This window comes from Enterococcus sp. 3G1_DIV0629 (assembly GCF_002141285.1).
In the GTDB taxonomy this organism is placed as follows: Bacteria; Bacillota; Bacilli; order Lactobacillales; family Enterococcaceae; genus Enterococcus_B; species Enterococcus_B lactis.
Genome location: NZ_NGLI01000001.1, coordinates 1673261 through 1694213, shown reverse-complemented (window position 1 = coordinate 1694213; position 20953 = coordinate 1673261). Strand labels below are relative to the sequence as shown.

Genomic DNA, 20953 nt, shown 5'->3' with positions numbered 1-20953 from the left:
TGATTATGAACGATAGACATCGTAGAGTAGCGAAACTCAAGAAACAAGAATTGAATGTATTGAAGGCAAAGTTTGAAAAAGAATACGGAGTTTCTGTAAAAGAAGCATATAAAGTTTTGAGTCAGTGTGTTGCTGATGCAAGTGAGGCTATTCGTAAGTTTGGAATTTCGATATTAAATGATGATCGTAAATGGGAGGAAACAGAATGAAGATTTATGTAGTAAGGTTCGGGAATCAATTTTACAGAAGTGACGAACGCTCTATAAGTAATAATACGGTAATCCTTGTAGATTTTCTTCAAAACGCGAGATGGTTTGATAGCCTCGAAGAAGCTAACCGAGTTTCACAACGACTTGGTGGATTAACGCAAGTATATGAACTGGTCACTGTCGATCACGAGGAGGTAGAGTAATGAAACTAAAAGACGGATTCTACGCTAGTAGTCATGGTATCGGCGGTTTAATGCTAGATATGCCGACAAAGAATCCTAAAAAACGTAAGAAACCAAAAGTCAAAGTCGGTGACATGGTTCGCTGTGAAGCAGAAGAGTTCATCTATCCGTTTCGTGGATATGTAGAGTATGTCTATAATCACTCAGCAATCATTCGCATTGAAAACACGATGGAATGCGATAAGTGGCTAGCGAAAAGCAAAGAGAATTTAGCTGTAGCGAGATTGGTGGATATGGAACTAATCAATGACAAATAAAAAAGCCGGATCGCTCCGACTGTTCTAATAAATTCCACAAGTTTATTATATCACATAAAGGAGCGGTTTGACTTGATGCAGTTGTTACGAGAGGTAGATTTCAAACAGACGAGATGTAATGCGAGAGATGACTGAAGATTTAGATTTAATAGAGGAGGAAACGAAATGTTAGTAAAAATTATTGTAGGAGTTATCTTTTGGATCATGACATTAATGCTAGGTTACTTTATCGGGAAAGAAGAAGGTCGTAAAGAAGGCAAATAAAAAAGCCGGATCGCTCCGACTGTTCTAATAAATTCCACAAGTTTATTATATCACATAAAGGAGCGGTTTGACTTGATGCAATTGTTACGAGAGGTAGATTTCAAACAGACAAGATGTAATGCGAGAGATGTGCTGAAAAACTTTCGGCGTTTGGAGCGGATGGCAGGTCGCTCTTTGATAGATATTAAGTCTCCTATCATAACCGATATGCCGAAGGCACCGAAGCATGGCAATAAGACAGAAGACGCGATTATTCAGATGATGGATATAGAAGCGGAAAGAGATGCGATTTTAGCGGCTTTGATGGCTCTTAGTCTGATTAGCCGTCAGATACTCTACTACAGCTTCTGTGACGTTAATAAGCACTCTAATTATGAAATAGGTCAATTGATACGAGGATATGGAGAGAAGAACGTAGAAAAATTGAAATCTATCGCGTTGATCGAATTTGCAGAAGCATACAAAAAAGGTGTGTTAGTTCAGTATCGTTGATTTTGTAGGGTTTTTGTAGGGATAGTGTAGGGTTTTTGAGTGTTTTAACGTGATATTATGATAGTGTCGAAAGATTAGGAAACAGGATCGACAAAATAAAATGTAAGGGAGGAAATCTCCCTCATCGTTTAATTAAGCTTCGATAGACAGCAGCGGAAATATTAAGAATAAGGATGTGAATTTCAACTCCTTCTAAATTGTTCTTATTATCTATCATCCGTTGCTGTTTATTAATTTATGTATTGGAGGGTATATAAAATGAATAATGCTTCCGAAAAAATTGATCAACTAGCTATTTTAGTAAACCAAAGAATCGAAGATATTATCAAAGAATTCGAAGGTGAAAAGATTAAGAACATAAAGCTTACTTTAATGGATCATAAGTTCGAATTAAATTCGACAAAAAGGAAGATCGTTGAGCTTATAGAAGAAGAAATAGCTCTCCAGATCAATGAGCAACAATTAACTAATTAATTTATGCATTGGAGGGAAAACGAATGGATAAAGAAAGTACACGAGAACATTATTTGAGTAAATTCAAACGCAACAATAAACCAGAAGAAGTTTTTGGATCAAGCGTTAAAGAGGTTGGAGAAAAACTAACTCAATTATTAAAAGAAGAAGACTTAACATATGATGAAGCATACGCAAGTCTTCAGTACTGTTACAATTTATTGAAGTATGAGTCTAATTTTATCAAAGTAAGGTAATTAATTATGTCACTGTGGCGGAAAGGGTAGACGCTACCACGTAGAATAATCGACTTTAGGTTTAGTGTTTATATAGGTCGAAGTAGCAAGAACCTGTAAACATCTAAATATTGCGGTTTAGGATGATCGCAGTACAGTCCCAACGTAAGATAATCTTGCGAACCAGTTGGGCGACACCTTAAACAATATTTGGAAATGAACTATGTAATTCTAAAGAGGGATTAAACGGTAAGATTATTCATGCAAGGTTCGATTCCTTGCCAGTGACTTTTAGCAACCGAGGCTGTGGTAGGGAGGAGAAGCAGACGTCGGGCTTGTGTAGGTTGCTATTACATATTAGATCACTCATTGAGTGGTCTTTTTATTTTGTTTAAAAGGAGAATAACTATATGAAACAATATACTACTAAAGATTTCGAGGAAATGAAGCAACTAAAGAAGGACTATGAAGAAGTTGGTATGGAGCTAACTGTTGGAGTCATTCAACGAAGACTACGGGTCGGATTAGAGACAGCAAAGGCTATTTACAATGATCTAAATGCTATTGAAGAGAAGAATGGCTAATGAGAAACTACTGGTACGTATCATTATCGAATAGATATCCGCAACCGACTACAAATGATCCAATTAGAGTTGTCCAGTCAGTCCAAATCAAAAAGAAATACTCCATCATTGAAATGACCAGAGAAGCAACACCAAATGAGATCGATAAGTACAATCTTCGTTACTGTGGCCATGGATATTTTAGTGAGCAGAACATACAGACAAATATTGAGAGGTATTGTTAATAAAATTGAAAGGTGGTGGCTTGAATGTGGTAAATTTGACACCAAAACAAGAAGCTTTTGCGGATGAATATATAAAAAATGGTGGTAATGCTACTCAAGCCGCCATTAAAGCGGGTTATAGCAAACGATCAGCAAGAGTAATAGGTAAGGAAAACCTAACTAAACCTAACATAATACAGTATATTAATGAACGGCTAAATCCTATCGAAAAGAAGCGCAAATTAAGTGCTGAGGACGCTTTAAATGAATTGATAGATATTTGGCAAGGAGAAATACAAATAAGCGTGAGCAAGCAAATAGACCGCTTGGAGAAAAACAAGGTTATTAAACATATGCAATATGAATATACACCAGATTTAGAAAGCAAATTGAAAGCCTTGGATTTGTATTTGAAGTATAAATCGCTGTTATCACAAACGCAATTAGAAAAAGCTCAAACAGAAATAAAATTAATGCAAGCAAAATTAGAACAATTACAGATAAACTCAGAGCGTTCTACCGAAGAAAAACTTGATGAGTTGTTAGAAAAGATTAGTGGTGAATTAGATGGGACTAGTTGATATTTATAACCCAAAGCAAATCGACGTGTTAAATAAAACCATTAAGAATGATTGGTTTATTACTTTATTACATGGAGCAAAACGTTCTGGAAAAACAAAAATAAACAATGATTTGTTCTTGTTTGAATTGCGACGTGTGCGAAAGATTGCCGATGAAGAAGACATTAAGGAACCAATGTATATCCTAGCAGGAGTTTCAAGTGCAACAATCCAAAAGAACATCTTACAGGAACTATACAACATGTACAGCATAGAACCTAAATTCGATAAACATGGAAACTTTAAGCTATTTGGCGTTAAGGTCGTACAAGCTTATACAGGAAACATTGGCGGTGTTGGTGCAATTCGTGGTATGACAGCATATGGCGCTTATATCAATGAGGCATCGCTAGCTAGACAAGAAGTATTTGCTGAAATCGTTTCACGTTGTTCAGGAACAGGAGCGAGAATCCTAGCTGATACAAACCCTGACAACCCGGAACACTGGCTAAAGAAAGAGTATATCGACAATTCAAGTAAAAACATTCAATCGTTCCACTTTGAATTGGATGATAATACTTTTTTATCTGAACGCTATAGAAATAATATTAAAGAATCAACACCAAGCGGCATGTTTTATGATCGTGATATCAAAGGTTTATGGGTTTCTGCAGAAGGGGTTGTTTATCGTGATTTTGATGCTAGCAAACACTACATCCAGTCAAAAAACTTGCCACCTTTGAGCAACTTTTATTGTGGTGTTGACTGGGGATATGAACACTGGGGTTCAATCGTAGTTATAGGTGAAACGGATGACGGAACAGCTTATTTAATCGAAGAACATGCTACTCAATTTGAAGAGATTGATTATTGGGTAGATGTAGCAAAAGGCATTCAAGAGCGTTACGGCTTACGAGTGCCTTTTTATTGTGACTCTGCGAGACCGGAGCATGTGGCTAGGTTTGTAAGAGAAAAGATTAATGCTAAAAATGCTCATAAAGCACGGTTATCTGGAGTTGAGGAAGTCGCCAAGAGATTTAAACAAGATAAATTGTTTATCTGTCAAGATAGAGTGATGAAATTTCGGGATGAAATTTATCAATACATTTGGGACAAGAAAAAAGGCGAGCCAATAAAAGAATATGATGATGTGCTAGACTCCGTTCGATATGCGATATATACTCATGAGCTTCTTAAGAAACCAAAAGTTAATGTCAACGAAAAGATTAAACGTGTTAAACGCATGTTTTAAGGAGTGTGAGAAATGAATAAGGTAAACGAGTTTGAACATGGATCTGATATACATTATTCTAACGACGTGAACACAAATTATGTAAAGTTTAGCGTAGATTCCAATCTTCACTATAGGTTTAGCTCAGCAGAAGATTTACTTAACGATTTAGATACTTTAGCAGCAATGATAAAACATCATCATGAATATCAGGTAAAAAGGCTAAGTGTATTAGATGATTATTACAAAGCTAGAAATACAAATATCATGGATAATCGTAGGCGTAGAGAAAAGGAAAAAGCGGATCACCGATCAGCACATAACTTTGGAAAAGTTCTTTGTACGTTTGATGTTGGGTACAACACAGGCAATCCTATAAAAGTGCAAATCGAGGACACAAATCAACAAAAAGAAATCGAAGAGTTTAATACTAATAATGACATAGACGGGTTAAATGCTGAACTCTGGCTTGATATGGATAAGTATGGGAGAGCCTATGAGATTATCTATCGAGATTCAGATGATACAGATTATGTTGATTTGGCTAATGTATTTGAAACATTTGTTGTATATGATACTACAGTAAAACGAGAGCCTATTTTGGCTGTACGGTATCCTAAGACAAGATTCAACAAGGATGCTGATAAACAGTACATTCAACCAATCGTATACACAGAAGAAAAAAGTATCACTTATGATGAGACGACACTAACAGCAATTGAGTTAAAGAATCCCCAGGAGGAACCGCATGAATATAAAGAGGTACCTATTACAGAGTATTCTCCTAATCGTTTTCGGATGGGCTTGTATGAAGATGTACTATCTTTGATTGATCTATACGATGCAGGGCAGTCTGATACCGCCAACTATATGACTGATCTAAACGATGCTCTTTTAGTTATTAGTGGTGATATTGAAGCAGCAGGACTATCCACAGAGGACGCCATCAAACAGAAAGAAGCGAATATGCTTTTGCTTGAATCTGGAACTGATGTGAACGGTAATAAAACAAGTGTGACTGCAGGATATATTTATAAACAATATGATGTGAGTGGTGTAGAAGCATACAAAGACAGAGTGCGCAAGGATATTCACGAAATCTCAATGGTTCCTGATCTTACAGATGACAATTTTTCCGGAGTGCAATCAGGAGAAGCAATGAAATATAAATTGTTTGGATTTGAACAAATGACGGCAACAAAGCAAAGGCTATTCAAAAAAGGTCTTATGCGGCGTTATCGTCTTTTATTTAGCCTAAAATCAAGTATTTCTGAAATGGATAACTCCGATTTGAAAGACTTCCGTGTAATATTTACGCCTAATCTACCTAAAGCCATTCTGGAAGAGTTGAAATCTTTGGTTGATGCTGGAGCTGAACTCAGTCAAGAGACGATCTTAGGACTCGCTTCTTTTGTTCCAGATGTACAGGCAGAGTTGAAACGAGTAAATAAAGAAACGCAAAAGCAGATTGGCATTTTTGATTCAGATGGTGAAGAAGTAATTAACAACAAAAAAGATGAAACAGGGGAGTGATTAAATGAACTCCCAAGAATATTGGATCAAACGGGAAAAAGATTGGCAAAAGCAACAAATTAAAGATGATAAAAAGCGCATGGCAGAAATTAAAAGTCACATGCAATACGCACAAGATGCAATACAGAAAGAGATAGACGCACAGTGGGATAGTTTTTCCGATGGTCAGAAAATCACTCGTAGCGAAGCGATGAAGCGTGCTAGTGAAATGGATGTCAAAGCATTCGCTCGCAAAGCAAAGAAGTATGTCAAAGAGAAAGATTTTTCTCCTACAGCAAATCAAGAATTAAAGCTATACAATCTTACGATGCGTGTAAATAGATTAGAGCTCTTAAAAGCTAATATCGGGCTTGAATTGATTTCACTGTTTAATGAATTGGATAAGTACTTTTCGAATGAATTAACAAAAGCTGGTTTAGCTGAATTGAAGAGGCAAGCCGGTATTTTAGAAATGACTATTGCTTCAAGTGGATATGCAAAGCTGATAGAACTAGTAATAAACAGCTCCTTTTTGAGTGATGACGTGTCTTTTAGTGATCGCTTATGGATGTATCAATCAGAATTGAAATCAGAATTAGATAGGTTGTTACTGAGAAGTATAACGATGGGGAAAAATCCTAAGCAACTTGCATCTAAATTGGCAGAATATTTAACAGCTGAAGGACGAGAAAACACTAAGTTCAACACTCAACGTTTGATGGTGACTGAAACGACTAGAGTTCAGGTAGGGATCCAAGAACGAAGTTACAGAGATGCAGGCATTACCCAGTACATCTATATAGCAGAACCAACGGCGTGCAAACTGTGTATACCGTTAAATAATCAAGTTTTTGATGTTGCCGATATGCAGCCAGGAAGTAACGCTCCTAACATGCATCCATTTTGTCGATGCAGTACAGCGCCAGTAATTTAGATATTTTTTATAGATTAGATAAATATGTAAACAAAAAAGCGAGGAGTGCTATATTAATTATATAAAGAGAAATCCTCTCTTTAATAATTAAAAAAGGAGTGTTCAAAATGAAAGAAAGCGTACAAGAAATTTTAGAAGTGTTGGAAAAAGCAGGTTTTTTACCAGAGGGAAGACAACCGATAGAAAACATGATTTTTCTGAGGAATGCTGAAGATAATTGGGATTTTGTTATCGATCAAAAAACCACTCTCAAGTTAGTTCACGATACACTGGAAGACAATGAAAAGCTCAAGCAAATGAATGAACATGCTCGTCAAGTGAAACTAAGAAAAATGCGCAACTAATTTGTAAATAAAAAGCCGTTTACAAAATCGTAACGGCTTTTTATTTTGCCCTCTACTGCTCGGGGCATTAAATATTGAGCTGTTTCGACTGGCCGGCGTAACTGGTCAAATTTATCGGGTAGCGGCGTAACCGTGGAGGATCAATCATGAAAAAACGTTTATTTATGCCAATGAGCTTACAATTTTTTTCTGAACCAGGAGACGGTGGATCTGGTGATGAGGGACAAAAAGGAAACCTACCAGCTGGCTCACAAGAGACACCGCCCACAGCAAAAGAAGAAAACAATACTGGCAAAACATTTTCTCGTGATGAAGTAGCGAAAATGATTGCTGCTGAGACGAACAAAGCAAAAGCAGCGTGGGAAAAAGAACTAGAAGCAAAAAAAGAAGAAGCTAAAAAGCTGGCAAAAATGAATGCGGAAGAAAAACTACAGCATGAGTTGGAACAAAAAGAAGCTGAAATCGCTGAATTAAAGCGTGGACAGGCACTATCTGAAATGACGAAAGAAGCTTCTAAAATGCTGACAGATGCAAATTTACCACACGATGATGATTTGCTTGGGCTGATTGTTTCTGATGATGCAGATGCCACAAAACAAGCTGTAGCAGTCATCACTAACTTTGCTTCTTTGATTAAGAAAGAAAACGCAAGACAAACACCACCGAATGAAGGTGGACAATTTACAGCATCGAAAAATACTAAAGAAACAGTGGCTAAACTAGCTGCTAAAAATCGAATTATCAAATAGGAGGAAAACTTAATGAAAAAGAAACAACTTTTACCAATGAACTTGCAAATGTTTGCTCAAACATGGGATCCAGACAATGTCATGGTTTATGAAACAAAAGAAGGGAAAATTCCTGATAAATATAATACGCTCATTTTGAGTGAAATTATGGAAAACTCTAAGATCATGCAGTTAGCAAAATATGAAGAAATGACTGACAAAGAAAAGAAATTTGAATACTTTGCAGAAGGACCAGGCGCATACTGGGTGGGTGAAGGTGAAAAAATTAAAACGTCTAAACCTAAATGGATGCAAGCTACGATGACTGCAAAAAAACTCGGTGTCATTCTTCCGGTTTCTCGTGAATATTTAAATTATAAATTATCAGATTTCTTTGAGGAGATGCAGCCAAAAATTGCTGAAGCTTTCTATAAAAAATTTGATGCAGCTGCCTTATTAAATAAAGAAAATCCATTTCCTCAGTCACTAGACGAATCAGTTGTTAGTGCGGGGAATGTGGTTGAAGGCGGATTGACTTATGATAATATTCTAGCCTTAGAAGACAAGTTAGCAGAAAATGAATTCGAACCTAATGCGTTTATTTCAAACCGAAAAAATCGTACAGAATTACGTTCTGCAGCTCAAACAGTTGGTTCAAATGTTGAGTTTATTTATGATCGTTCAGCTAATACGATTGACGGATTGCCAGTAGTAGACCTTAAGTCTTTAGATAAAGGGACTCTTTACACTGGAGACTTTAACTACATGTTTTATGGAATCCCATATAATATTTCATTTAAGATTTCTGAAGAAGCCCAATTGTCTACTTTAAATAATGAAGATGGAACACCAGTTAACTTATTTGAGCAAGAACTGATTGCTTTGCGTGCAACAATGGACGTAGGATTTATGATTGTAAAAGATGAAGCATTTGGGAAGATTTCCCCAAAAGCGTAACGCCTGCTACCGGTATTGTGCCAAATCAAAAGACATGGACCGGTAAAGTAGGCGATACTAAAACATTTACTATTTCAGCTGTGCCTACAGATGCTAGTGATGCAACTGCTGTTGTTGCAGCTACTACAGCAACTTCAAGTGATGGAGCTATCGCAACGATTGAAAAAAATGAAGATGGTAGTTTTACTGGAACAATTGTATCAGGAGGATCTACCACTTTTAACTTTGTATCTGGTGAATTTACTGCATCTATAAGTGTCACTGGACAAGCTACACCCTGAAGCGCCCCAAAATCTGACAGCCGTTTATGATGCAGAGAAAATGACTGTCACTGTAACTGCGGGCTGTCCGGAAGGGGCGACAAGTGCGAAATCATATAAAGACGGTCAAGAATATGGTAGCGCTGAAATTGTTGGCGATTCTGTGACTAGCATATTTACGAAAATTGCGGGAGGGGAAACGCATGTATATGGTTTGAGTGCCTTATATGATGGAGTCGAATCGGAGACATCAGTAATTGAATACACCGCACCTGCGGGGAATGTTGTGACTGAGCTTGTTCCAAGTCGTGATGATATAAAAGTTGGAGTTGGAGCTAGAACACGAGTCAGAATAGATCCGGAACCGGAAGATGCCATTAATGCAGATGAAGTACTGGATAATCTTGTAGCAGTGCCAGAGGATCCCATTGTTGTTTTTAGCGACTCTGGTACAAAGGGCCTTTTTGAAGTAGACGGAATTGTAGAAGGTGAAACCACGGCTGTATTCACTTCTGGTGATTTATCTATTTCCCTACCGGTATTGGTGACATGATTGTAGTGTATGTAGCTTGGAGGTGATCTGATGGCTATTGCAGAAGATATAAAAAAATTATTTAAAGGTGATATCGACGAAAAATTAGAAGTTATTGAGCGCTACACGAATAAACGTCTATCTGCTTTATTGCAAGTACAAGAAGTACCAGAAGAATTGGGATATATTTCTTATGAAGTCACATTAAAAAGATTCAATAGGATTGGTCAAGAAGGTATGCAGTCATATTCCCAAGAAGGTTTATCTATGGCTTTTCCTGATTCGGATTTTTCAGAGTATCAAAATGAGATTGACGAATTTAAGCGTAAAGATCAGGAAGAGTTGTACAAGCCAAAGCGAGGGAGGTTTAAATTTATATGAGATTTACAGATGAAATTATATTTGTTAAACGTTCATCTGACTCTAAATATGATCCAGATCTCGGTGAGTGGGTTGAAGGCAAACCAGAAAGAACAAGAACAGAGGTAAACGTGACAGATATTGGCACTGATAGAAGTGTGACTGTTTTTGGTAGTGTTAAAGAAGGGGCGAAAGTCATTAGGACTCAGCCTCTTTTTTCTATTCCAGAATTCGACTATATCGAATTTGAAGGGAAGACTTGGCAAGTAACGACTGCGAGGAATCCATCATTTCGGAATAGTCTCATTGTACAGGAGGTGATTGTTGATGAAAGCACATCTGGAGTTCAAGGGAATCGATCAATTGATGAGACACCTGAAGAAAGCTGCGACTCTCAATGATGTACAAACAGTTGTAAAAAATAATACTGCTGAAATGACCGAGCGAATGCAAAAAGGTGCGCCAGTGGATACAGGTTATTTACGAAGATCGATCAACATGACCTTGTCAGAAGCTGGCTTAACTGGGATTGTTGGACCGACAGCAGATTATGCACCTTATGTAGAATATGGTACTCGTTTTATGTCAGCACAGCCTTATGTTAGACCAGCGTTCAATTACCAAAAGGTCAAGTTTATGGCTGAAATGAAAGCCTTGGTGAAATGATGATTAAAACAAGAGATCAATCAATTTTTGATGAACTTTTTAAAATATCCCAAGACAAACTCGGATATAAAACCTACGATTACAAACCTTTAGATGATGTTGGCTATCCTTTTGTAGAAATTGAGAATACTCAAACTACTCATGAAGCAAATAAAACTGATATCAAGGGATCTGTGATTGTAGTTCTATCCGTTTGGGGATTACAGAAGAAGAGAAAGCAGGTGTCCGACATGGCATCTGCTCTTTTTAATGAAGCTAGATTAATAGAAGCCACAGAAGGCTATTACTGGGCTTTGAATTATCAAGCAAGTGGAATTCAAGTGATGGATGATACAACGACAAACACACCGTTAAAAAGAGCATTGATCACGCTTGAATTCATAATTAGATAGGAGGAAGAATATGGAAGCAAAAAAAGGAATTGACGTTATTCTTTTATATCGTTTGCTAGAAAAAGAAAAGGATGAAGCGGCATGGAAAATGGCTTTCCAAACCGAACATGAAAATGGGATGACGGTGGATACGGAATCAACAGCCACAAAAGACGGACCCATTCAAAGTGTTGGAGACGTTACCTATGATTTTTCAGCAACATCAATTTTAGCTAAAGGCGATAAAAAGGTTAATGAGCTTAAAGATGCAATGTTAAATAAAAAAATCGTTGAAATTTGGGAAATTGATAAAGCTGAGAAGGCTCCCGATACGGATGCAGAAAACAAGGGAAAGTACGAAGGAACCTACTATCAAGGATATATCACTGGATATACTAAAAATCCTAATTCTGAAGATGCATTAGAACTTGAGTTAACATTTGCTATTAATGGTGTAGGTCAAGATGGTTACTGTACTTTGACTGATGATCAAGCTGAAGTAGTTCAATATGCGTTCAAAGACACCGTTCAGGTGAATGCGGGATCAGGTTCTGGAGACAATGGCGGAGAACAAAAGAGCAAATAATGCTCTTTTTTTATTTAGGAGGAGAAACTATGAAATTAAAAATTGGAAAAAAAGATTACTCATTTAAATTTGGTACTAAGTTTGTTCGTGAATTAGACAAAGAGTTTCCCGTTACAAGTGGAGGCGTTGATTTTGGTATGGGCTTATCTGCAAAAGTGTTACCTGAACTACGCTCTTATAACGTCAACACATTATCTAAAGTTTTAGAACTAGCTAATAGAACAGAAGATAAATCAATCACTTTGGATGAATTGGATGATTTTATCGATGAAGCGGAAGATATTGAAAAATTATTTAATGACGTACTCAAAGAAATTTCAGAGTCGAATGCGGGAAAGTTAGCAGCTCGAAATCTGGATCAGAAACTGAAAGAAGCGGAAAAACAGAAAGCAGAATAGAGTCTGCACTCGCATATGAACAAATTTTAATTAATTCTTTTCGATATTTGGGAATGACCAATATCTCAGATATCGAAAGGATGACTTTGTATGAGTATAACCTTCGTATGACTGCGGCACAGTTATCTTGGCTTGATAAAGAAAAGATGATTCATGAACTTGCTTGGGCAAATCAACAAGTTCAAGCGCAGAAAAAAGTAGGTAAACATACTGTTCCTGTATATCGAAACTTCGATGAATTTTTCAACTATCAGAAAATTGAAGACTCGATCATGGGTAGTTCCGAACTTTCAAAACAAGATAAAACATTCCAGCACTTGTTAAGTAAGGCTAATTCTTGAGGAAAGGAGGAAACACATGGAGCAATTTTCGGTAGAAGCACTATTAAAAGCCACTGATAATGGTTTTGTCAAAGCATTTAAAGATGCACAAAAAGCTGTTGAAACGTTTGAGAAAAAATCGAACAGTATGACGACAGCAGTAGGAAAAGTCATGCAGAGTACTGGTGCTTCTATGACCAAATATATAACCACGCCACTTGTTGGAGTTGGAGTAGCTGCTGCTAAAGTTGGTGGCGACTTCGAAGAACAAATGAGTCGGGTTAAAGCTATTTCAGGAGCGACTGGTGATACGTTCGAACAAATGAAACAACAAGCGATTGATTTAGGAGCTAAGACAGCTTTTAGTGCAAAGGAATCAGCAGCAGGGATGGAGAATTTAGCTTCTGCTGGTTTTAATGCTCAAGAAATCATGCAAGCCATGCCAGGGCTTTTAGATTTAGCTGCAGTTTCAGGCGGTGACGTTGCTTTAGCTTCTGAGAATGCAGCTAGTGCGCTTAGACAGTTCGGATTAGATGCCAGCCAAGCAGGACATGTAGCTGACGTGTTCGCACGTGCTGCTGCCGATACGAATGCTGAAGTAGGAGATATGGGTTATGCGTTGAAATATGCTGGTACTGCTGCAAAAGCAGCTGGGTGGTCTCTAGAAGAAACTGCTGCAGCGATAGGTATCATGAGTGATGCAGGTATTAAAGGAGAGCAAGCAGGTACGACGTTACGTGGTGCATTGACAAGATTGATGAATCCTACCGATGCTATGATCAGTAGTATGGATCGTTTAGGCGTAACGATGTATGACAGTCAAGGTAAGATGTATCCTCTTGAAGGAATTCTTGCCCAATTGAGTAGTGCAACAAAAGGTTTGACTGATGAACAAAAGAACCAAGAACTAGCAACTATATTTGGAACGAATGCATTAAGTGGGATGTTAGCTTTAGTAGATGCAGGACCAGTCAAACTTTCGAAACTGACAAAATCTCTCAAAGATTCAGATGGTGCAGCTGATGATATGGCGCGTACGATGCAAGATAATGCTAATTCTTCAGTTGAACAGATGTTAGGCGCTTTAGAATCTGCTGCTATAGTCATTCAGGAAATTATTGCACCGGCTATTAGAACAGTTGCTGATGCAGTTGCTTCCGTCGCAGAAGCTTTTGTTAATGCCCCTGAGCCAGTACAAAAATTTGTAGTAGTGCTTGGCTTGATTGTTGCTGCTATAGGACCTTTAATTTTTATTATCGGTTCAGCCATCATGTGGTTTGTGAAATTAAAAGTAGCTATAGGGGAATTGAGTACAACTATTTCTATTTTTAAAAAGATTGGTTCAGCACTCAGTTTTTTAACTAGTACCGTAGGTTTAGCAATTGCGGCTGTCGCACTTCTAGTTGTAGGATTTATCTATCTTTGGAATACAAGTGAAGGATTTAGAAATTTTTGGATTGGACTATGGGAAGGCATCAAAAATGCTGTAGACGTAGCAGTAGAATGGATACAAAATGCTTGGAATTCAATGGGTGAATGGTTTACAAATTTGTGGCAAACCATCAAAGATGGCGCAGATAAAACATGGACCACAATTCAAGAAGCACCAGGAAAAGCAGCAGATTGGATTGTTAACAAATGGACTGAGACTAAAGAATTCTTTTCAAATATTTGGGAAGGTATCAAGGAATCAGCTAGCGAAGCTTGGGAAGGTGTCTTAAATATACTTTCACCGTATGTTACTGCAATAAAAAATGTTTTTCAGCCAATGATTGATTTCTTCTCAAATCTATGGACACAAATAGGTTCGATTGCAGGATCTGCATGGGAAATTATTAAAACTGTCATAATGGGACCAATTCTACTTTTAACTGATTTGATAATAGGTGATTTCAATCAATTAAAAGAAGATGCCACGATGTTGTGGACGACGTTAACCACTAACATACAAAACATCGTCACCACGTTCGTAGAAATAGTTGTGGGTTATTATACTGCCTTAAAAGATACTGTGGTAAATATCTGGAATGTATTAGCTTCGACTGTCAAAGATGTCTGGAGTTCTTTTACTACGTGGCTTACAGAAACAACGGATAATATTATAAACAGTATTAAACAAGGCTGGGATAATTTAAAACAAGGTACAATTGATCTATTTAACAATACAGTACAAGGCGCAAAAGATATCTGGAATTCCTTTAAATCGTGGATTATTAACTTAATTACCGATACAAAGGACAATATAATTCGAGGTTGGGAAAACCTGAAACAAGGTACAATTGATACTTTTAACAACCTAGTCAATGGCGCACAGCAAGTATGGGACAACTTAGTAAATGCTGTTAGCGAGACAGTAGATAAAGTTACTGGATGGTTCGATAAATTAAGAGAAATTGATTTATGGGAAGCCGGTAAAGCGATTATGGACAGCTTTTTAGAAGGTTTGCAAAATGCTTGGAAATCTGTCCAAGATTTTGTCGGCGGAATTGGTGATTGGATTCGTGAGCATAAAGGACCAATTCAATATGATAGAAAACTATTGATTCCAGCTGGTCAGGCAATCATGGAGAGTCTATTAAAAGGTTTAACAGATGGTTTTGGAGATGTGCAGAATACGGTAGGGAATATGGCAGGAGTTATTGCCGGACTATTCAACACAAACGCAGAAGTAGATATTGCTGCAAATCTTAAAAATGCCAATAGAAATATTGCTACACAAGTTGAACACAGTGTAAATATGGGTGGTTCATCTAAACCAGCTGTATTTAAATTTAATCTTGGAAAACTGTCATTCAGTCGGTTTATCGATGATATTTCACAAGCTATGGGCGAAGGCGCAGACATTAATTTAGAATTCTAGGAGGGAATTATATTGGAACAATGGGAAAATAAAATGTATTCATTTAAAGATACAACAGTGAATAAAAAAAGTTCTAAACGATTCCTTCCTACGTCTGCAATGATGTACGATGGAATGTATTTAGAAGATTTGATAGATGGATATCAAACGCTCACTGTAGAAGGCAGAGAAATGCTTTCTGTCGAGATCGAACAACAAGAAATACAGGTGGGTTCAATTATAACTAATCAAACCTTGCCTTCAAGATCGCTTAAAGTTTCTTATAAGTTGGAAGATAGAAATCCAGAGAAATTACAATTTAAATTCAAGACATTACTGAATTACCTATATCGGACTAAAGATATTGAAATTAGATTCCATGATGAATTGGATTATTATTACTATGGGCGCTATACAACTGCGGACACTGTACCAGGAGACTCCAATTCAATTATTTCAAGTTTTACAATCTTTTGTTCAGATCCATTAAAGTATACGAGAGAGGTTGTTAGTGAAGGATATATTGGAAACTTTGTCCAGTTTCCTATCACTCCTCGCAAAATAGAAGCTAATTTAAGCTCTGATAATTCAATTAAAATCACAAATGGCATGCAAACCATAAGTATTACAGATGCAGACATAAAAGCTGGAGATTCGCTTGTTTTTGATTTTATGGAGGAACAGGTACTGGTGAATGGTGAAAACCGTACTTCGATTATTGATTTAGAAAGTGATTTTGAAAATTTTTATCTTGAACAAGGGCAGAAAATAGTTAGTGATAATGGAAAGATTAAAGTTTTTTATAGGGGGGCGACAATTTGAGTGAAACAGTTTATTTTTTTAATCACCTCCAGAAACTTATCAAAAGAAAAAATACACGAAGTATAATCGAAGACTCTCAAGAAAAAGAAATCACCTCTGACAAAAGCGATTTAATGAAAGACACGCTACAAGTTACAACCACGTATGATAAAGAAATTGAAGAAGCGAGTTTTATGGCGGTTCGTGAAAACGAATCGTCATTTTCTTTGTATCGGATAACAAAGATTAGTGATCCCGCCGAGACTTTAGAATTTACTGGGATAGGATTTGCGCCGAATGAATTAGACGCTTATATCATTAAAGATATTAGACCTAGCGGTGAGCCAATAAAAAGCGTTCTTGATCGTTTGATTGGATTTACAGAAGGAAACTGGCGTGTTGGTCATGTGGATGCGATGTTGCCAGCAGTGACAGCAACTTTTTACTATATATCAGTTAAAGAAGCATTGAAACAATTGCAGACTTTAGGAATGGAAATTCTATTTAGATGTTCCTTAGATGCTGACGGTATCAAAGATAAATGGATTGAAGTATATGAACAAATTGGGGAGGAATCCAATACACGATTTGTATACGGAAGCAAAGCTTTAACAGTCGTCAGAGAAATCGACCGTAGCTCAATTTCCACTTCTATGATCGGTAGAGGACGTGGAGAAGAGGTAGGAGATGGCTATGGGCGAAGAATTGAATTTACAGATATAGAATGGAAAAAAGCCAACGGAGATCCCTTAGATAAACCTAAAGGACAAAATTGGCTTGAAGATCCTGATGCAACACAAAAGCATGGTATCCCACAAAAAGATGGCTCAATGAGGAAAAGGGAAACTGTTGTCGTTTTCGATGATATCGAAGATCCCGAAGAATTACTTAAAAATACTTATGCCACATTAGTGGAATCTGCTAGACCTTTGGTTCAGTTTAAAGCTGAGGTGGTTGGAGGAGATGTGATAGGCAATATCGTTACTATACACAGACACGATAAAGACTATCACTATAAGACTCGTATTTATAAAACTACTTTTGATCGTCTGACAGGAAAAACTACTATCGAGTTAGGGGATAACCTAACAAAAGATGCTAGGAAGCAAACAGCATCGATTATCAATAATATTAATAGTCTAGAATCCAGCAAGATGACTTTCTATGAATCAACTGAAATCGGAAAATATCAAGATGATATCATGCGAGGCGCAGGAGATAATGGTGGTTCTATTTATTGGGTAAACGGAATCGAAGCTGGTGTCAGTGATAGCCGAGAAATTTATGAAACTGTTTATATGGACGGGCCGAGCATTCCAGAATCACAGCTTTTCATGGTCCAAAATAATTCAGGTATATCTTTCAAGCAGTGTAAAAAAGGTGAATGGAAAACAATCCAAGATGTACACAATGGCGATAGCACGACTGCGTGGACGTTGGATGGAACTTTCAATGCTAATTTTATTCAAGCAGGAATTCTTTCAGGTATTCTCGTGCAAGGGGTAGCTTTAAAGACATTGGATGATAAAGATTTCCAATTAGTGGCAGAAGGAGGACAACTTTCTTTTGAAAAAAAGGTCATTTCAACTGGGCTTGACGATGTTCACGGAGAATCGCTTGGATCCATCGTAGCAACTTATGGAGGCGGAAAAATAAATGGGTTTGCTGTATGGAAAGAACCAAACTATATTTTTTCCATTAACGCTGGGGACGGCGGCGATCGAGGGAATCCTGTTTTTCAAATTCCAGCAGACGTTACTGCTGATAAGCGCAAATATAATCTTTACGGTGATGGTAAATTTTCAGAAGGAAATATTACCATAGATGGTCGTTTAAACGTCAAGGAGCTTTATGTAAATGGTGTAAAAATTGATACTAACGGTGGTGGAAACAGTGGAGGAGGAAACGATAACGGTTGGAATGGACAATATCCACCAGAAGTAACCACTGACAGAGACAAACGTTATTGGCAGATTTGGGCAATGGCAATAGGTGCTGGCTTTACTAAACAAGCTGCTGCAGCTTTACTTGGAAATGCACAAGGAGAATCAGATGCTAATCCAACCGCCGATGAGGGAAATGGCGCACCAGGGTTCGGTTATGGTGTATGGCAATGGACCGATTCTTCTGGCGCAACTAGCGGACGTGTTTACATGATCAATTTAATGACAAAAGCTGGCATCAGTGATGATCCAGACACGATCACGGCGCAGTTCAAATTGTTGATGTGGCATGCGCCAAATGGTCAATGGATCGCAACTAGCGCTTATCCTTATACATGGACACAATTCATGAATCTGAGCGATATCAACATAGCAGCACAAGCATTCGTGGCTAACTTTGAACGTCCACGTGATCCACATCCAGAACGGACGACATGGGCACAAGAATGGTATGACAAATTTAAAGATTTGGAAATTCCTGCATCAAAAGGATATATAAAACCAATTGCAGATCCAATCACAGTGACGAGCGAATTTGGCTGGCGCACTTCTCCAATCACAGGAGCACAAGAGTTTCATAACGGTATTGACCTTGTAAATGAAAATCCTAATACACCTATATTTGCTTCAGCAGATGGCGAAGTGATCGTTGCAGGAGATGCGAACTATTATGACTGGTATGGAAACTGGACAGTAATCAAACATGCTGATGGAATGTATACAGGATATGCTCATCAAAGCCGTGTGGATGTCTCAAAAGGTCAAAAAGTAACTGCTGGTCAGCAAATTGGACTGATGGGGACAACAGGACCATCAACTGGAGAACATCTTCATTTCCAATTTATGGATGAATTTTATCCATCTTCTTCTGGTCATTTTCACAATGCAAGAGACTACATCGATTTCTAAAGGAGGGATAGTCGTGGCAGAAACGCAACATAAAATGGTCTTATCCACCACAGAACCAAATAACGGAATAAATTTGGTTCGGATTCGGCAAGGGGATGTTTTAACTCAAAAGTTCGTTGTTGAAGTAGTGGAATATGGAAAATTAAAAACATTCGATGGGCTAGTACCATTTTTTATTAACACAACAAAATTTGGCGAAAACCAACCTGTTGAACAAAAAGTACAAGAATACAGTCCAGCACAAGCAAGGCTTGTTTATACGTTAAGTGAGCCTGACTGGCAATGGGGCGGTGAAAACACCGCACATTTCAGTTTCCGATCACTCAATGGCGATGGAACTTGGAGTGAACAATTTAGCACGCAGGATTTTACCTATCGAGTCATTTCTGGAATATCAAGAAGTCGATTACGTGATTCTGGCTATGTTTGGACTTTTGAAGATTTACTAAGAAAATTCAAAGATTATATGAATCAAGGAAAGAGTGACTGGGAGCAGTGGTTAGAAGATAATCGCGAAATACTGGAAAACATCGATCCAGGTGGTACGATCATCAACATTCTGAATGAAGCCAAAGGAGATTATGACAGTTTAGCCGATCGCTTAGACGATATGCAAAATAAAACTTTCAGCATTCCTATAGGCGTGGAGCAAGTGCCAATTCGTAAGGATAAAAACTTCTACGATAACGGGTCATACAAAACAATCGTTCCGTTAAACCTAGATGAAGTTATCACACAAGCGGACAAAACAAAGTTTAACATGGGGTTCATGACAGATATTCACACTGACGCTCACAATATGTATACAGAACCGATTGACACTAAAATAAAACACGAGCGTCGATGGAATATAGTCGGACAATTCCGATCGCTAGAAGCATTTACAGACGTGATGGTGTATGGTGGCGATAATATCGACGGATACAGCGGGGCGACAGCGCAAGGTATTTATCCTTACACGGCTAAAGAAAGACGTGCGAAAAATTTGCATGTAGCAAAACGATTCGCAAGTGCAGCAACAGCCGGTGCAAAAGTGCCCGTTATTCTGTGTCAGGGTAACCATGAAACTGGTAAAATCCCTTATTCAAATGATGGACGTACGCCACAAGATTCGCTGACAGGCGCAGACCTTAGCAAAATCAATAACGGCAGTTACGGCCCTGTGTTGTTCCCTGAAAAGAAAATCGCTATCTATCGAATCAACACGGACGATTTCAGCGATGCTGTAGACTCTCAGGGTAAGTTCTTAGAGTATTCGGGCTATAACCAAGGGGAAAGTTTTCCCGCGGGCAAATTAGGCCAAACGCAACTAGATGATTTCGGACGTTGGCTAGAACAACTCGACCGAAGTTATCACGTTATCATCGCTGGACATGTACCGATGGAAAGAGAAAATGATGTGGCAAATGTGACGAAATTTGCTACCTTACTAGACGGATTCAAACAAGGTATAAGCGTAACGATTGACTATAGCACGTTGATTGGTCACAACCCTAATCCAATAGGACCATGTACTTATAACTTCACGACTAAAGGAAGTGGAACAGTCGTGGCAATCTTCGCTGGTCATTGGCACTACGAGACAGTGAAACAATTAGGAACAACGCAAATCATCGTTTGTACGACAGGTTATTGCGAGCCGGAAAATTACGATACGGACAAAGAAGCAGGCTTTGCGAATGTACAAATTGATACCATAAAACGGACCATTAAATTGCAAGGTGTAGGGCACTACACAAGTAGGGATTTCACGTACTAAGGA

28 protein-coding genes are annotated in these 20953 nt (G+C 37.9%); all 28 read left to right on the top strand.

Translation table 11 applies throughout. The features are described 5' to 3' along the window. Positions 1 to 5: 5 nt before the first annotated feature. The 28 genes from A5816_RS08660 (at position 6) to A5816_RS08530 (ending at position 20950) form a co-directional block, all read left to right on the top strand. Positions 6 to 209: a toxin PIN gene (locus tag A5816_RS08660; RefSeq protein ID WP_086311139.1), complete on the top strand. Its 204-nt coding sequence runs from the start codon at positions 6 to 8 to the stop codon at positions 207 to 209. Next, positions 206 to 412, top strand: a complete 207-nt coding sequence (locus tag A5816_RS08655; RefSeq protein ID WP_086310656.1) for a hypothetical protein — start codon at positions 206 to 208, stop codon at positions 410 to 412. The genes A5816_RS08660 and A5816_RS08655 overlap by 4 nt, the downstream gene beginning before the upstream one ends. After that, on the top strand, positions 412 to 708 hold the full coding sequence (locus A5816_RS08650) for a hypothetical protein (RefSeq protein ID WP_086310657.1): 297 nt from the start codon (positions 412 to 414) through the stop codon (positions 706 to 708). Before A5816_RS08655 ends, A5816_RS08650 begins: the two co-directional genes overlap by 1 nt. Before the next feature lie 339 nt (positions 709 to 1047). Further along, the gene (locus A5816_RS08645; protein ID WP_010729117.1) at positions 1048 to 1464 is read left to right on the top strand and encodes an ArpU family phage packaging/lysis transcriptional regulator; all 417 of its coding nucleotides are present in this window, start codon (positions 1048 to 1050) and stop codon (positions 1462 to 1464) included. A 237-nt stretch (positions 1465 to 1701) separates the two neighbouring features. Continuing rightward, complete coding sequence (locus A5816_RS08640) at positions 1702 to 1938, top strand: hypothetical protein (RefSeq protein ID WP_086310658.1); 237 nt, start codon at positions 1702 to 1704, stop codon at positions 1936 to 1938. A gap of 23 nt (positions 1939 to 1961) precedes the next feature. Then, positions 1962 to 2174 (top strand): hypothetical protein, encoded by a 213-nt coding sequence (locus A5816_RS08635; RefSeq protein WP_086310659.1) that lies wholly within the window; start codon positions 1962 to 1964, stop codon positions 2172 to 2174. Positions 2175 to 2563: 389 nt separating this feature from the next. Next, the gene (locus A5816_RS16290; protein WP_174122286.1) at positions 2564 to 2737 is read left to right on the top strand and encodes a hypothetical protein; all 174 of its coding nucleotides are present in this window, start codon (positions 2564 to 2566) and stop codon (positions 2735 to 2737) included. Beyond that, complete coding sequence (locus tag A5816_RS08630) at positions 2737 to 2961, top strand: hypothetical protein (protein ID WP_086311138.1); 225 nt, start codon at positions 2737 to 2739, stop codon at positions 2959 to 2961. The genes A5816_RS16290 and A5816_RS08630 overlap by 1 nt, the downstream gene beginning before the upstream one ends. A gap of 26 nt (positions 2962 to 2987) precedes the next feature. Further along, on the top strand, positions 2988 to 3521 hold the full coding sequence (locus A5816_RS08625) for a terminase small subunit (RefSeq protein WP_086311137.1): 534 nt from the start codon (positions 2988 to 2990) through the stop codon (positions 3519 to 3521). Continuing rightward, positions 3508 to 4752, top strand: coding sequence for a PBSX family phage terminase large subunit (locus A5816_RS08620; protein ID WP_086311136.1), 1245 nt, complete (start codon positions 3508 to 3510; stop codon positions 4750 to 4752). Before A5816_RS08625 ends, A5816_RS08620 begins: the two co-directional genes overlap by 14 nt. A 12-nt stretch (positions 4753 to 4764) precedes the next feature. Further along, on the top strand, positions 4765 to 6264 hold the full coding sequence (locus tag A5816_RS08615) for a phage portal protein (RefSeq protein WP_086311135.1): 1500 nt from the start codon (positions 4765 to 4767) through the stop codon (positions 6262 to 6264). A 4-nt stretch (positions 6265 to 6268) separates the two neighbouring features. Next, entirely contained in the window at positions 6269 to 7177 is a 909-nt protein-coding gene (locus tag A5816_RS08610) for a minor capsid protein (protein WP_086311134.1), read from the top strand. A 107-nt stretch (positions 7178 to 7284) separates the two neighbouring features. After that, positions 7285 to 7521 (top strand): hypothetical protein, encoded by a 237-nt coding sequence (locus tag A5816_RS08605; RefSeq protein ID WP_086311133.1) that lies wholly within the window; start codon positions 7285 to 7287, stop codon positions 7519 to 7521. Between the two features lie 146 nt (positions 7522 to 7667). After that, entirely contained in the window at positions 7668 to 8270 is a 603-nt protein-coding gene (locus A5816_RS08600) for a DUF4355 domain-containing protein (RefSeq protein WP_002375479.1), read from the top strand. A gap of 12 nt (positions 8271 to 8282) precedes the next feature. Beyond that, positions 8283 to 9206 carry a phage major capsid protein gene (locus tag A5816_RS08595; RefSeq protein ID WP_086311132.1) on the top strand — a complete coding sequence of 308 codons (924 nt, stop codon included), beginning with the start codon at positions 8283 to 8285 and terminating at the stop codon, positions 9204 to 9206. A 17-nt stretch (positions 9207 to 9223) separates the two neighbouring features. Continuing rightward, the gene (locus tag A5816_RS08590) at positions 9224 to 9487 is read left to right on the top strand and encodes a hypothetical protein (RefSeq protein ID WP_086311131.1); all 264 of its coding nucleotides are present in this window, start codon (positions 9224 to 9226) and stop codon (positions 9485 to 9487) included. Positions 9488 to 9527: 40 nt separating this feature from the next. Continuing rightward, positions 9528 to 10019, top strand: a complete 492-nt coding sequence (locus tag A5816_RS08585; RefSeq protein WP_143354102.1) for a hypothetical protein — start codon at positions 9528 to 9530, stop codon at positions 10017 to 10019. A gap of 30 nt (positions 10020 to 10049) precedes the next feature. Continuing rightward, positions 10050 to 10379 carry a phage head-tail connector protein gene (locus A5816_RS08580; protein ID WP_086311129.1) on the top strand — a complete coding sequence of 110 codons (330 nt, stop codon included), beginning with the start codon at positions 10050 to 10052 and terminating at the stop codon, positions 10377 to 10379. Beyond that, positions 10376 to 10759: a hypothetical protein gene (locus A5816_RS08575; RefSeq protein ID WP_086311128.1), complete on the top strand. Its 384-nt coding sequence runs from the start codon at positions 10376 to 10378 to the stop codon at positions 10757 to 10759. Before A5816_RS08580 ends, A5816_RS08575 begins: the two co-directional genes overlap by 4 nt. Further along, complete coding sequence (locus A5816_RS08570) at positions 10686 to 11024, top strand: HK97-gp10 family putative phage morphogenesis protein (protein ID WP_025478146.1); 339 nt, start codon at positions 10686 to 10688, stop codon at positions 11022 to 11024. The genes A5816_RS08575 and A5816_RS08570 overlap by 74 nt, the downstream gene beginning before the upstream one ends. Beyond that, positions 11024 to 11416 carry a hypothetical protein gene (locus tag A5816_RS08565; RefSeq protein WP_025478144.1) on the top strand — a complete coding sequence of 131 codons (393 nt, stop codon included), beginning with the start codon at positions 11024 to 11026 and terminating at the stop codon, positions 11414 to 11416. Before A5816_RS08570 ends, A5816_RS08565 begins: the two co-directional genes overlap by 1 nt. 10 nt (positions 11417 to 11426) lie before the next feature. Next, positions 11427 to 11981 carry a phage major tail protein, TP901-1 family gene (locus A5816_RS08560; protein WP_086311127.1) on the top strand — a complete coding sequence of 185 codons (555 nt, stop codon included), beginning with the start codon at positions 11427 to 11429 and terminating at the stop codon, positions 11979 to 11981. 29 nt (positions 11982 to 12010) lie between these two features. Continuing rightward, positions 12011 to 12379, top strand: coding sequence for a tail assembly chaperone (locus A5816_RS08555; RefSeq protein ID WP_086311126.1), 369 nt, complete (start codon positions 12011 to 12013; stop codon positions 12377 to 12379). A 53-nt stretch (positions 12380 to 12432) separates the two neighbouring features. Beyond that, the gene (locus tag A5816_RS08550) at positions 12433 to 12720 is read left to right on the top strand and encodes a hypothetical protein (protein ID WP_086311125.1); all 288 of its coding nucleotides are present in this window, start codon (positions 12433 to 12435) and stop codon (positions 12718 to 12720) included. A 16-nt stretch (positions 12721 to 12736) separates the two neighbouring features. Then, a complete protein-coding gene (locus A5816_RS08545) occupies positions 12737 to 15559 on the top strand; it encodes a phage tail tape measure protein (protein ID WP_086311124.1) in 2823 nt (940 codons plus the stop codon). A gap of 12 nt (positions 15560 to 15571) precedes the next feature. Next, complete coding sequence (locus A5816_RS08540) at positions 15572 to 16360, top strand: distal tail protein Dit (protein WP_306297910.1); 789 nt, start codon at positions 15572 to 15574, stop codon at positions 16358 to 16360. Next, positions 16357 to 19191: a phage tail spike protein gene (locus A5816_RS08535; RefSeq protein WP_086311123.1), complete on the top strand. Its 2835-nt coding sequence runs from the start codon at positions 16357 to 16359 to the stop codon at positions 19189 to 19191. The genes A5816_RS08540 and A5816_RS08535 overlap by 4 nt, the downstream gene beginning before the upstream one ends. A gap of 13 nt (positions 19192 to 19204) precedes the next feature. Then, positions 19205 to 20950: a BppU family phage baseplate upper protein gene (locus tag A5816_RS08530; protein ID WP_179189705.1), complete on the top strand. Its 1746-nt coding sequence runs from the start codon at positions 19205 to 19207 to the stop codon at positions 20948 to 20950. Positions 20951 to 20953: the final 3 nt, after the last annotated feature.